We start from the raw sequence: 11436 nt of genomic DNA on the forward strand, positions 1-11436 counted from the left end.
TACCCTGCCCCCGTGTCAGAATTGTTACGCTTCGGCAGGTGCTTCTGCTTCCGCAGCCGGTGCTTCTTCTGCAACGACGTCTTCAGCCGGTGCTTCTTCGAATGCACCAAGGTCAACGCCAGCAGCGCCCATCTGTGCGGTCATACCGTCCAGAGCGGCACGGGCTGCCAGATCACAATACAGAGCGATTGCACGTGCTGCGTCGTCGTTGCCTGGGATGATGTAGTCAACGCCATCCGGGCTGCAGTTGGTGTCGACAATCGCCACAACCGGAATGCCCAGTTTGTTGGCTTCTGCAATCGCCAGTGCTTCTTTTTTCACGTCGATGACGAACAGAAGATCAGGAACGCCGCCCATGTCGCGGATACCGCCCAGCGACGCCTGCAGTTTCTCCTGGTCACGTTCCATGCCCAGACGCTCTTTTTTGGTCAGGCCTTCAGCGCCGGATTCCATTTTCTCGTCGATCTCTTTCAAGCGGTTGATCGACTGGGAAACGGTTTTCCAGTTGGTCAATGTGCCGCCGAGCCAACGGTGGTTCATGAAGTACTGAGCAGATTTTTCAGCAGCGTCTGCGATCGGCGCTGCGGCCTGACGCTTGGTGCCTACAAACAGAACGCGGCCGCCTTTGGCGACGGTTGCGTGGATCGCGTTCAAAGCCGCGTCCAGCATTGGAACTGTCTGTGTCAGGTCAAGAATGTGAATGCCGTTGCGCGAACCGTAGATGAACTCGCCCATGCGGGGGTTCCAACGTTGCGTCTGGTGGCCAAAGTGAACGCCAGCTTCCAGCAGCTGACGCATGGAGAACTCAGGAAGAGCCATGCTTGTATTTCCTTTTCCGGTTTACGCCTTGGCGGGGAGAAGTGAGAGCGGATGCTCCAACCGGCGGACTGACAGGGATGTCTCCCCTGCCCGAGCCCAAACCCCGCCTGCGGGTTTGAATGACGCGCGTTTATACGAGGATTCTGGGCGGCGCAACCCCGCAATAGAGGGATGTTCCGATAATACGTAAATCCCGTGACGCCGCGTTCCTTAAGGCGCAAAAATCGCCTTTTCCCGCAGGTGTTTCGTAAACTGCGTTCAGACACCCTTCAAGGAGCCTTTTCATGATCCGTTTGCATCACCTCAACAAGTCGCGGTCTCTGCGCATTATGTGGCTGCTCGAAGAGATCGGCGTAGACTATGATCTTGTGGCCTACCACCGCAACAAACAGACCCGACTGGCCCCACCGGAGCTGCGCGACGTGCACCCTTTAGGCAAATCGCCGGTGATCGAAATGGATGGCCGTGTGATTGCGGAATCCGCCGCCATTGTCGAGATGATCTGCGCCAAGCATGCGCCTCAGATGATCCCAGAGAAAGGCACGACATCTTACGTCAACCATCTGGAGCTGATGCATTTCGCCGAGGGGTCCGCCATGCTGCCGCCGCTCTTGGGGCTTTATACTTCAATCCTTGGCGAGTCCGCTGCGCCACTGCAGCCGCGCATCACCTCAGAGATGCACAACCACTTCTCCTACATGGACAGCCAACTGCGTCCCTCTGGTCACTTTGTTCTGGATGATCTGTCTGCGGTGGATGTGATGATGGTGTTTCCGGCGGAGATTGCAGTGCGTGGCGAAGGCGCCAAACAGTATCCGGCGCTCGCACGCTTTGTGGATGCTATCCACGCCCGTCCCGCCTACCAGCGGGCACAGGCCCGCGACAACGGCTAAACCTCGGGCAACATAGCGCTGCGGACACTTTTTTCCGCGGCCTCTGCCAGGGCTTTGCGGCTGTCAAAATCCGCCACGCTCAGCTCTTCATGATAGACCACAACGACACGTCCTTGCCGGCGTGCCGCCAATGTCACCAAAAGGTGCGGACCAAAGTCCATATCGCCCCACCAACCATAAAACCGAGCATCCTCGCCCGCGGGCGCGATATAGCGCACGGTCACGGGCTGGATGTGCATATCTTCATGTAGGCGTTGATCAAAGAAAGCGGCAAAAAGTGTTGATTTAAAAGGTAAAACTCTCTGTCCGTCGGTGCTTGTGCCTTCGGGAAAGAACAACAACTTGTGCCCCGCCAACAGCCGGTCTTCGAACACTTTCTTTTGCGCCGCTGCCTCGCGGCGGTCGCGGTTGATGAACACGGTCCCAGTCGCCCGCGCCAGCCAGCCGATGCCAGGCCATTTGGCCACTTCGGCCTTGGACACGAAATAAAGGTTTTTGCGGGCGTTCAACGTAAAAATGTCCAACCAAGAGCTGTGATTTGACACCACTGCCCCGCGATGGGTCATCGGCGTGCCTTGCGAGGAAAACCCAATTCCCAGAATGTGGAACGCAGAGCGGCAGACAAACCGCGTGATATAGGGCGTCCAGGGACGGTGCAGCCCGAACAGCGGCGCCTCAAACATACGCACAGCAAGCAGCAACACGAGACAGCCAAAAACCAAGACGCCCAACGGCACTCCGCGCAAAATCGCTCGCATCCAGCCGCCGAACCCCAAAGGTTTATGCGCCAGATACCCCTCCGGGCCTTCCCAGGTACTCACGCGAGGCGCGCCTTGGTATAGAGTGCGCGGTTCTTTTCATTCATCCGGGCTGTGTCCAGTATCAGGCACACATCCGTCGTGTTGAACGCATGGTCCACAAACGCCCCCTCGCCTACAAATCCCCCCAACCGCAGATATGCTTTGATCAATGCCGGCACTTCGAGCATCGCTGCGCGCCGGTCGATTTGATCCTCAGCCACCAAATCCATGCTCTGGAAATGCTGTGGTTGTGTGCGGGTGCGAATATCTTCAGGCGCAAGATGGCGAGTGTGCAGCAAAGACAGAGGTTGCTCCAAGGCCCCGACATCGGTGCCGTGAAAGCTGGCCACGCCAAACAGAATTTCGACATCATGCTCTGCAACATATGCTGCCAGCGCCGACCACAGGTGAAACATCGCGGTTCCGCCCCGATACTCCGGCAACAGGCAAGACCGTCCAAGTTCCATCAACCTGCGGCCCGATGCTTTGAGCTTGCTGAGGTCGTATTCATCTTCAGAATAAAACTGCCCCATTTTGGCAGCCATGTCATGACGCAGCAGCCGATACACACCCACCACCTTGTCCAAAGCATCGCCCTCAAGCGCGCGATCAATCAGGATCATATGATCATAGAACGGATCAAACTTGTCTTGCTCAAGCCGTGCGTCGTGATCGACCATCGCACCGCCGCCGCCCAGTTCTTCGACAAAGACCCGATACCGCAGTCTCTGAGCCGCACGCAGGTCATCGTCGGATTTGGCAAGTCTCACTTCAAAATCAGGGGTATGTGCGGTCATCGTGCTGCTTTTGCGCCTCTCGTTGCCGCGGTTTTACGCACCGCACCGCTTTTAATCAACCAAGCTGGCGTAAATTGGAAAAAACCTGCCGGCGGTTGACGTTGTTCGACGCACGTGAACTTGATTTTAACCAATTAATCCTCAATTACCGGTAACAGCCCTACGTGACTGCCATTGATAACCACCTTGCCCGCCTCGCGGAAATTCACCGTGACTTTGCCGCCGATGTTGGACTGCACCTGACCAACACCCCAACCAGGTTGGGTCGGATGTCTCACCAGCGCACCGGGTTCAAGAAAGGCGTTAAGGTCGTCCATTTTTAGTCCACGCATCAGGAGTGATGAGCATGACACATAAACCGGATCTGGCCGCATTGGTAGGCTCCCGCATCTGCCACGACCTGATTAGCCCTGTTGGCGCCATCAGCAACGGGATGGAACTTATTGAACTTGCCGGGGCCGCCAATGGACCCGAGCTTGGATTGATCAGCGAAAGTGTGCAGAACGCCAACGCGAAAATTCGATTTTTTCGTGTTGCCTTTGGTCAGAGCTCCGGCGATCAGCAAGTAGGTGAGCAGGAAATTCTCACCATTCTGGACAATCTCGCCATTGGCGCGCGCATGATGGTTGACTGGACAGTGCAGGGACATGTCGAGCGCGCAGAGTTGCGTTTGGCGTTCCTCGGATTGCTCTGTTTTGAAAACGCCCTGCCCTTTGGTGGCGTGGTCAGTGTGCAATGCGAAGACGGCACGTGGCGCCTGACAGGGCAAAGCGAAAAGCTGCGGGTGGATGACGTCTTGTGGACCGCTGCGCAAACCGGCGATCTGCCCGAAGATCTTGCTCCTGCCAAAGTTCAATTTGGCCTCCTGCCCCATTCGGCACAGCAATCAGGTCGCAAAATCAGCGCCAGCTGGACCGAAACCCAGCTGAACCTGTCGTTTTAGTCGGGCTTAGGCCCGCGTCGTCCCGTCACCGGTGACCAGATACTTGAAGCTTGTCAGCTGAGCGGCCCCAACAGGGCCGCGGGCGTGCATTTTGCCCGTGGCGATGCCGATTTCCGCGCCCATGCCAAATTCGCCACCATCGGCAAACTGTGTTGAGGCATTGTGCATCAAGATCGCGCTGTCTACGCGTTCAAAAAATCGCGCAACTGCCGCTTCATCTTCGGTGATGATGCAATCGGTGTGATCTGACCCAAACTGGCGGATATGTGCGATCGCCCCATCCACATCACCTACGACTTTGGCGGCAATATCCATGTCGAGATATTCTTTGCCCCAATCCGCGTCGGTCGCAGCGACGGTGCCAGATATACCTTGCAGAGGACCGTCAGCGTGCACCTTCACGCCTGCGTTGACCAGCATGGACACGACGTCAGACCCCAAAGTGTCAACCAGATCCTCGTGGATCAAAAGACACTCAGCGGCACCACAGATCCCAGTGCGCCGTGTCTTTGCGTTCAGGACAATCTCCATTGCTTTTTTTGGATCTGCGGCTTTGTCCAAATAGACATGAACTATACCTTCCAGATGCGCAAACACCGGCACGCGGGCTTCGCGTTGCACAAGCCCAACCAGCCCCTTTCCGCCACGAGGCACAATCACATCCACGTGGTCGGTCATTGTCAGCAGCGCCTGGACGGCCGCGCGATCTCGGGTGGGCACCAGCTGAATCGCGCTCAACGGCAATCCGGCCGCGCGCAAACCCTCTACAAGGCAGGCATGGATTGCACCGGAACTGTGAAAACTCTCAGAGCCGCCGCGCAAAATAACCGCATTGCCGGATTTCAGGCACAGCGCACCGGCGTCTGCCGTCACATTGGGCCGGCTTTCATAGATCACGCCGACCACGCCCAAAGGTGTGCGCACGCGACGGATATTCAGCCCAGTAGGACGGTCCCATTCTTCTAGGATTTCGCCCACAGGATCATTCTGCGCCGCAACAGCGCGCAACCCGTCTACAATGCCTTGAATGCGGCTCTCGTCCAGCATCAGACGGTCCATCATCGCATCCGAAAGACCCTTGTCGCGTCCAAATTCCAAATCCTTGGCATTGGCGGCAATTATGTCGGCGCGTTGAGCCCAGACCTCGTCTGCAGCAGCCTCAAGCGCCTTGCGCTTGGCCTCTGCCGGGGCAAAGGCCAATTCCGCTGCTGCGGCTTTGGCGTTCTGGCCAAGCTCGGTCATCAGGGCGGGGATATCTGCGATGTCGTTCATCAGACGGGTCCTTTGCGTTTCGCTTTTATGCTTTCGTTAAAAATTCAACTAGGTCGAGGCGGTAAGGATAGGTAGAGGCGGCTCAGAGTGCCATATCGTCGCGGTGAACAAGGGCCGCGCGCCCCGGATAGCCAAGCAGCGGTTCGATGTCGCGGCTATGATGGCCTTTGATTTTTGCAGCGTCACCAGATTTGTAGGCTGCTAACCCCTGCCCGATTTTATGTCCCTCCGGGTCGGCAATCACCACCGGATCGCCCCGACCGAAGTCTCCGTCTACATCGATCACACCTGCCGCAAGCAAGCTTTTCCCTTGTCCCAACGCCCGTGCCGCGCCGGCATCCACGATTAGAGTGCCTTGTGGTTTCATCGATCCGATCCACCGTTTGCGGGCCAACTGTGGCGTGCCTTGTGCGGTGAACCATGTGGCGTTGGCACCTTCCTGAAGCGCCGAAACCGGCCGCATCACACTGCCTTCGGTGATCGCCATCGCACACCCGCCAGCGGTGGCAGTCTTGGCAGCCATCAGCTTGGTGATCATTCCGCCTTTGGACAGGCCGGAAACACCCTCGCCCGCCATATCTTCGATCTCGGCGGTGATGTCTTCGATCACGTCAAAGCGCTGCGCGGTGGGGTCTTCCATCGGATTGGCCGAATAAAACCCGTCGACGTCTGACAGCAAAACCAACCGGTCCGCACCGGTGGTCAACGCGATCTGTGCTGCCAATCGGTCATTGTCGCCATACCGAATTTCATCGGTTGCCACAGTGTCGTTTTCGTTCACAATTGGAACCACGCCCAACGAAAGCAATTGCGCCAAGGTGGCACGTGAATTCAGATAGCGACGCCGGTTGGCGCTGTCTTCCAGAGTGACCAATACCTGCGCCGTGGTGATCCCATGTGGCGCCAAGGCCTCTTCATACGCCCGCGCCAGCCGGATTTGCCCAACAGCGGCGGCGGCCTGAGATTGATCCAATGAAAGCTCGGTTGCTGGCAAGTCAAGCGCGCGTCTTCCCAACGCGATCGAACCTGACGACACAAGAACCACATCGGCGCCGCGCGCTTTGAGCATGGCCACGTCTTCGGCCAACCCACGCAGCCAATCTTCGCGCAAAACCCCTTTGTTCCGGTCCACCAGCAAGGCAGACCCGATTTTTATCACAACCCGTTTTGCATCGCTCAGGGTTGCCAAGGCTCTTCTTCCTCGCCGACATTGTCTGCAATTCTTTGACGCAGGCGACCGTCATCAATTTCCGCCCGCAAAGCGCGCAGAACTTCGGTCGTGCCTTCATGGCTGATGCCGGACATCAACATCACCGGCGCTCCTGCAACCGCTTCAAGCTCTTCCTTGAGGAAGGTGCGTTCCTCTTCGTCCAAAGTATCGATCTTGTTAAGCACGATCACCCGTGGTTTCTCCGCGAGAATTTCTGCATAGTTTCCAATCTCTTGGACGATGGTTTTATAGTCATCCAGCAGCGTTCCTGATGAGCCGTCAACAAGGTGCAGCAATACTGCACACCGCTCGACATGGCCCAAGAACAGATCCCCAAGACCGCGCCCTTCGGACGCGCCTTCGATCAGGCCCGGAATATCCGCGACGACAAATTCAACCCCGTCCACGCCCACAACGCCAAGGTTCGGGTGCAGCGTGGTGAATGGATAGTCCGCAATTTTGGGCCGCGCATTAGATGTCGCCGCCAAAAACGTTGACTTGCCTGCATTTGGCAGACCCAACAAACCCACGTCAGCGATCAGTTTCAAACGCAGCCAGATCGTACGTTCGATCCCCGGTTGGCCCGGATTGGCGCGCCTCGGCGCTTGGTTGGTGGCCGATTTGAAGTGCAAGTTACCCCAGCCGCCATTGCCACCCTTGGCCAGCAAAACACGTTGTCCTATCTCTGTGAGGTCAGCCACAACCGTTTCCTGATCTTCATCAAGAATTTCGGTGCCCACAGGCACGCGCAAAACGATGTCGTCACCGGTTTTACCGGTCCGCTGTTGTCCCATTCCAGGAATGCCCGACTTCGCAAAAAAGTGCTGCTGATAGCGAAAGTCGATCAGCGTGTTCAGACCGTCCACCGCTTCGGCATAAACCGAACCACCGCTGCCACCGTCCCCGCCGTCGGGGCCGCCGTATTCGATGTATTTTTCACGCCGGAACGAGACACAGCCCGACCCGCCGCCGCCGGAACGGAGATACACTTTGGCAAGGTCGAGGAATTTCATGTCTTTTCGTTCCTTTTGGGCATTGTGCCTGATAGCGCGCCCTGCGCTCAGGCTCAATCAGGTTTCGGCCATCTTCAGAGAATAGGTCCACGTCGGCACGTTTGCATCGCGAGACACCGAAAAGCTCTCCGCGTCCCCAAGATATTCGAAGCCGCAGTTTGTCAGAACCCGCGCTGAAGCCGGGTTGTCCTGAAACACGCTGGCAAAAATCGAGATGCTGTCCAGCGGATTTGCGGCAATCAAAGTGCGTACGGCAGCAGAAGCAAGGCCGGTATTCCAGAACCCCGGACCGATCCAATACCCGATTTCCACCAGGCCAGTGTCCACGCGCGTCAGTCCAATCAGCCCCATGACTTCGGCCTGACCATCCTGCGATCCGTCAATAGCCCAGACGTCTTCAACCCGATCTTCAGATTGCGCACGCAAAATGAATGCTTCAGTGGCGCCGGGCGGCAGCGGATGTGGAATGGACGTGGTCATGCGTGCCACGTCCTCCTGCCCCGCATACATATCGATCAACCCTTGATCTGACCGCCGCAATGGACGCAGCACAAAACGCTCCGCTTCCATTACGGGCTGGTTCACGATGGTATCAAGTTTCATACCACTCTCCTCCTCAGAGTAATACAACAAGAACCGACAGGACGGTCAAAGCCGCCAGGGTCCTCATCAAATACCGCTCCGCAGGGCGTCCTGCGACGAGCTGTGCGATCCGGTCTCCCCCATATGTCCAGATCGGGTGAAATATCGCCTGCGTTGCTAGCAGACAGATGGCTATCGTGGCGGTGGCTTGCAACGTTGGTGTGTCGGGGCTCACGAAACTGGTAAAACCTGTGACAATCATTGCCCAAGCTTTGGGGTTCAGTGGATGCACCCAAAGACCGGCCAGAAAACCCGGTGGTTTCTCTGACGCGCCGCTCTGCGGTGACAACCGCAAATTCGCAACTTTCCACGCCAACCAACAGATATATGCGACACTGGCCCATTTAAGGGCCTCAAACAGCCACGGCAGCGTGTCCGCCAAAGCCATGAGGCCGAAACCGATGGGCCAAATAATCAATTGCTTGCCAAGTGCAACACCAGCCACAAATGGCAAAGCCGCGACAAAGCCAAATCGCGCACCCGTTGCCAACAACGCCATATTCGCCGGCCCAGGTGTACCCACCTGGCTCGCTGCAAAAACGGCAAATTGTGCAATGGCGACGCTCATCACGCACCTCTCAACTCAAAAAGAAAAAGGGCCGGCTGTGTCAGCCGGCCCCCTAAATGTCTCATTAACCTTAAGGTCGGCTTACTCAGCGGCCTCCGCCAGCGGGAGAACCGAAATAAAGGTGCGGCCCTTGAGGCCTTTGTGGAACTTCACGTTGCCGTCGGTGGTTGCAAAGATGGTGTGATCTTTGCCCATGCCAACGCCTTCGCCCGGCCACATCTTTGTGCCACGCTGACGCATGATGATGTTGCCAGAGATGACGCTTTCGCCACCGTATTTTTTCACGCCCAAACGGCGACCTGCGGAGTCGCGACCGTTACGGGAACTACCACCAGCTTTTTTATGTGCCATATCGTTAGTCTCCTATACTTCGCTTACTTCGCCAGCTCAGCTGCTTGTGCAACCCAGCCTTCGCGTTCGATGCGGCCTTTGAACGACAGTTTTTCGTCGAACTCGGCAATATCAGCTTCGCCCCATGCAGCGATCTGAGCAAATGTTGTTACGCCAGCGGCGAGCAACTTTTTCTCAAGTGCCGGACCAACGCCAGACAGCTTTTTCAGATCATCCGCGCCCGCAGGTGCTTCGGCTTTCGCTTCAGCTTTCTTCGGAGCGGCTTTCTTGGCAGCGGCTTTTTTCGGAGCAGCAGCGGCAACAGCCACAGCAGCAACGGAACCAGAACCGATCGCGGCTTTGACGCCGGACTTATCAGCACCAGATGCCAGAATGTCGGTGATGCGAACCAGTGTCAGTTTCTGACGGTGGCCCACGGTACGCTTGGAGCTGTGCTTACGACGACGCTTCACGAACTTGATCAGCTTTTCGCCTTTGATCTGGTCGATCACGTCGGCCTGCACGGCAGCGCCATCAACGAAAGGTGCGCCAACAACGGTTTTGTCACCGCCAACCATCAGCACGTCGTTGAATTGAATTTTTTCGCCAGCGTCTGCAGCCAGTTTTTCGACACGCAGGACGTCGCCTGCCTGTACTTTATACTGTTTGCCGCCGGTCTTGAGGACTGCGAACATGTCCTATTTCCTTCGATCTCTCCGCATTCTGTGGCCCCTTTGCCTTTCGGCTCCGGTGTTTTGGCTAAGCCGCCTCGAACAGCGCGCCCTTTTCGGGCTGTGTGTCAACAAAAACGCGGCGCAAAGAACAAACCTCACGCCGGATGCGGGCTTATCCGTTGGTTTTCAGGGCAAGTCAAGCCTTAAACGCGGGTTTTCGCTGCAGCCTCGCGGACCATTAAAATGCTCTGCGCGCCTCACAGCTCCTGTTGCGGCTGTATCTGTCCCATCGCAATTGCCAAGGCTTCAAAGCGGTTGGACATGACTTCAAAATGCACGGCATTCATCAACTCATAAAGCTGCATCATCATCGGGTCTTCCAATGCCTCGGTATACGCAGTCAGCTCCTCCAGCGAAAAGGACTGATATGTATAAGCTGCATTGCGCAACGCGGACTGCTCGCGCTCCTGCGCAAACTCTTCTGCGCTTTCCCGAAGCATAGACCTCAGCCCGTCTTCATCTGTGCGCAACTCAACGACCCCGGCATATGACGCCGCAAGAATAAAGCGCACCTGAATTTCGGCGACGGCTTGTGAGCCGATGTCCTGCGGATCGATGGCCACGTCCATTCTCTGAAAGAGCGCTACTCTCTGATCGCCCTCTTCGCCCCAGTTCCGCAGCAGCCGGTCTCCCTCGGCGGCCTTTTCATCGTCATCGGCCAAATGAGACGCGTTCTCGACCTCTACCAACCTTTGCCCCAGTTCCGACGCATAAAACGCCGCACCGTGCGCCAATACATCGTCGCTTAGCGTGGCTTCCAATATATCCGTAGCGCGGGTTTGCATCAGTTCCCTGTCGAACACTTTCTTTGACAACAACGTCCATTCCAACCCAAACGCATCTTCTTCCAATCCGAGCATCAAAGGTGCTGTGCTGGCCGAAAGAGCAATGGAGTCGATGGCGACGTCAAATCCGGTCACCTGAAGAAAAGCTTTGACTTTGTCGCGCTCCGCAGCCCGAGATGGTCCGGTACACAGCAGAACAGCAATAAACGCAGCCACAAATGCGCCCCACAGGATATGAGAGAATGGCATTGGTTGGCGAAACGGGACGGCGCGGGCCTGAACAGAACATGACATTCTTCAACGCTAGAACATTTACCCGGCAAAACAATGCAAAAGCCGCTTGCAGGCGATCACGAAGTTGATTAAACGCCTCCCTCACCAAGACCCTACCGCGGAGAGGTGCCGGAGTGGTCGAACGGGGCGGTCTCGAAAACCGTTGTCCCTTCACGGGGACCCAGGGTTCGAATCCCTGTCTCTCCGCCATAAAATCAATGACTTAAAAGAGAAACTCTTGACTTTCGAAGGGCAAAACTACGCCCTTTACTTTCGTTTCGCTTTAAATTGGGTCGCTATCTCATCGGCGTTTTTGCGAAGCGGATATGCTGAATACGCGCCGCGCCTTAGACTTTC

Annotated in this window: 14 protein-coding genes and 1 tRNA gene; 3 read left to right on the plus strand and 12 right to left on the minus strand. The window is 56.5% G+C overall.

Annotated features, from left to right (window positions below; translation table 11 throughout):
* Positions 1 to 24: 24 nt before the first annotated feature.
* On the minus strand, positions 25 to 819 hold the full coding sequence (gene rpsB, locus PG871_RS14210) for a 30S ribosomal protein S2 (RefSeq protein WP_270730355.1): 795 nt from the start codon (positions 817 to 819) through the stop codon (positions 25 to 27).
* Between the two features lie 284 nt (positions 820 to 1103).
* On the opposite strand from rpsB, the gene PG871_RS14215 reads away from it, so the two are divergent.
* Positions 1104 to 1712 (plus strand): glutathione S-transferase family protein, encoded by a 609-nt coding sequence (locus PG871_RS14215; protein WP_270730356.1) that lies wholly within the window; start codon positions 1104 to 1106, stop codon positions 1710 to 1712.
* On the opposite strand, the gene PG871_RS14220 is transcribed toward PG871_RS14215, so the two are convergent.
* The 3 genes from PG871_RS14220 to PG871_RS14230 all read right to left on the minus strand — a co-directional run bounded on the left by PG871_RS14220 (position 1709) and on the right by PG871_RS14230 (position 3626).
* Positions 1709 to 2533: a lysophospholipid acyltransferase family protein gene (locus PG871_RS14220; RefSeq protein WP_443020496.1), complete on the minus strand. Its 825-nt coding sequence runs from the start codon at positions 2531 to 2533 to the stop codon at positions 1709 to 1711. The two genes, PG871_RS14215 and PG871_RS14220, sit on opposite strands and share 4 nt — an antisense overlap.
* The gene (locus tag PG871_RS14225; RefSeq protein WP_270730358.1) at positions 2530 to 3309 is read right to left on the minus strand and encodes a GNAT family N-acetyltransferase; all 780 of its coding nucleotides are present in this window, start codon (positions 3307 to 3309) and stop codon (positions 2530 to 2532) included. The genes PG871_RS14220 and PG871_RS14225 overlap by 4 nt, the downstream gene beginning before the upstream one ends.
* A 134-nt stretch (positions 3310 to 3443) precedes the next feature.
* Positions 3444 to 3626 (minus strand): DUF3553 domain-containing protein, encoded by a 183-nt coding sequence (locus PG871_RS14230; RefSeq protein ID WP_270730359.1) that lies wholly within the window; start codon positions 3624 to 3626, stop codon positions 3444 to 3446.
* Between the two features lie 29 nt (positions 3627 to 3655).
* Here PG871_RS14230 and PG871_RS14235 point away from each other — a divergent pair, with 29 nt between their 5' ends.
* The gene (locus tag PG871_RS14235; RefSeq protein WP_270730361.1) at positions 3656 to 4252 is read left to right on the plus strand and encodes a histidine phosphotransferase family protein; all 597 of its coding nucleotides are present in this window, start codon (positions 3656 to 3658) and stop codon (positions 4250 to 4252) included.
* 6 nt (positions 4253 to 4258) lie between these two features.
* On the opposite strand, the gene PG871_RS14240 is transcribed toward PG871_RS14235, so the two are convergent.
* The 8 genes from PG871_RS14240 to PG871_RS14275 all read right to left on the minus strand — a co-directional run bounded on the left by PG871_RS14240 (position 4259) and on the right by PG871_RS14275 (position 11055).
* On the minus strand, positions 4259 to 5524 hold the full coding sequence (locus PG871_RS14240) for a glutamate-5-semialdehyde dehydrogenase (protein ID WP_270730363.1): 1266 nt from the start codon (positions 5522 to 5524) through the stop codon (positions 4259 to 4261).
* Between the two features lie 82 nt (positions 5525 to 5606).
* Positions 5607 to 6713, minus strand: a complete 1107-nt coding sequence (proB, locus tag PG871_RS14245; protein ID WP_270730365.1) for a glutamate 5-kinase — start codon at positions 6711 to 6713, stop codon at positions 5607 to 5609.
* Entirely contained in the window at positions 6701 to 7747 is a 1047-nt protein-coding gene (gene obgE / locus PG871_RS14250; protein WP_270730366.1) for a GTPase ObgE, read from the minus strand. Before obgE ends, proB begins: the two co-directional genes overlap by 13 nt.
* A gap of 57 nt (positions 7748 to 7804) precedes the next feature.
* A complete protein-coding gene (locus tag PG871_RS14255) occupies positions 7805 to 8350 on the minus strand; it encodes a GNAT family N-acetyltransferase (RefSeq protein WP_270730367.1) in 546 nt (181 codons plus the stop codon).
* A gap of 13 nt (positions 8351 to 8363) precedes the next feature.
* Complete coding sequence (locus tag PG871_RS14260; RefSeq protein WP_270730368.1) at positions 8364 to 8957, minus strand: LysE family translocator; 594 nt, start codon at positions 8955 to 8957, stop codon at positions 8364 to 8366.
* Between the two features lie 81 nt (positions 8958 to 9038).
* Positions 9039 to 9308, minus strand: coding sequence for a 50S ribosomal protein L27 (gene rpmA, locus PG871_RS14265; RefSeq protein WP_054001362.1), 270 nt, complete (start codon positions 9306 to 9308; stop codon positions 9039 to 9041).
* A 23-nt stretch (positions 9309 to 9331) separates the two neighbouring features.
* The gene (locus tag PG871_RS14270) at positions 9332 to 9982 is read right to left on the minus strand and encodes a 50S ribosomal protein L21 (RefSeq protein ID WP_270730371.1); all 651 of its coding nucleotides are present in this window, start codon (positions 9980 to 9982) and stop codon (positions 9332 to 9334) included.
* 236 nt (positions 9983 to 10218) lie between these two features.
* Positions 10219 to 11055 (minus strand): DUF2059 domain-containing protein, encoded by an 837-nt coding sequence (locus PG871_RS14275; RefSeq protein ID WP_270730372.1) that lies wholly within the window; start codon positions 11053 to 11055, stop codon positions 10219 to 10221.
* Between the two features lie 144 nt (positions 11056 to 11199).
* Between PG871_RS14275 and PG871_RS14280 the strand changes: the two genes are divergently transcribed.
* A tRNA-Ser gene (locus PG871_RS14280) sits at positions 11200 to 11289 on the plus strand.
* Positions 11290 to 11436: the final 147 nt, after the last annotated feature.

This window comes from Shimia sp. Alg240-R146 (assembly GCF_947331465.1).
Lineage (GTDB): Bacteria > Pseudomonadota > Alphaproteobacteria > Rhodobacterales > Rhodobacteraceae > Shimia.

Excerpts from the sequence above, each read along its gene's own strand:
- PG871_RS14270 (WP_270730371.1), bottom strand. The coding sequence starts at position 9,982 with ATGTTCGCAGTCCTCAAGACCGGCGGCAAACAGTATAAAGTACAGGCA.
- obgE (WP_270730366.1), bottom strand. The coding sequence starts at position 7,747 with ATGAAATTCCTCGACCTTGCCAAAGTGTATCTCCGTTCCGGCGGCGGC.
- PG871_RS14225 (WP_270730358.1), bottom strand. The coding sequence starts at position 3,309 with ATGACCGCACATACCCCTGATTTTGAAGTGAGACTTGCCAAATCCGAC.
- rpmA (WP_054001362.1), bottom strand. The coding sequence starts at position 9,308 with ATGGCACATAAAAAAGCTGGTGGTAGTTCCCGTAACGGTCGCGACTCC.
- PG871_RS14230 (WP_270730359.1), bottom strand. The coding sequence starts at position 3,626 with ATGGACGACCTTAACGCCTTTCTTGAACCCGGTGCGCTGGTGAGACAT.
- PG871_RS14240 (WP_270730363.1), bottom strand. The coding sequence starts at position 5,524 with ATGAACGACATCGCAGATATCCCCGCCCTGATGACCGAGCTTGGCCAG.
- PG871_RS14215 (WP_270730356.1), top strand. The coding sequence starts at position 1,104 with ATGATCCGTTTGCATCACCTCAACAAGTCGCGGTCTCTGCGCATTATG.
- PG871_RS14275 (WP_270730372.1), bottom strand. The coding sequence starts at position 11,055 with ATGCCATTCTCTCATATCCTGTGGGGCGCATTTGTGGCTGCGTTTATT.
- PG871_RS14235 (WP_270730361.1), top strand. The coding sequence starts at position 3,656 with ATGACACATAAACCGGATCTGGCCGCATTGGTAGGCTCCCGCATCTGC.
- PG871_RS14260 (WP_270730368.1), bottom strand. The coding sequence starts at position 8,957 with ATGAGCGTCGCCATTGCACAATTTGCCGTTTTTGCAGCGAGCCAGGTG.
- rpsB (WP_270730355.1), bottom strand. The coding sequence starts at position 819 with ATGGCTCTTCCTGAGTTCTCCATGCGTCAGCTGCTGGAAGCTGGCGTT.
- PG871_RS14255 (WP_270730367.1), bottom strand. The coding sequence starts at position 8,350 with ATGAAACTTGATACCATCGTGAACCAGCCCGTAATGGAAGCGGAGCGT.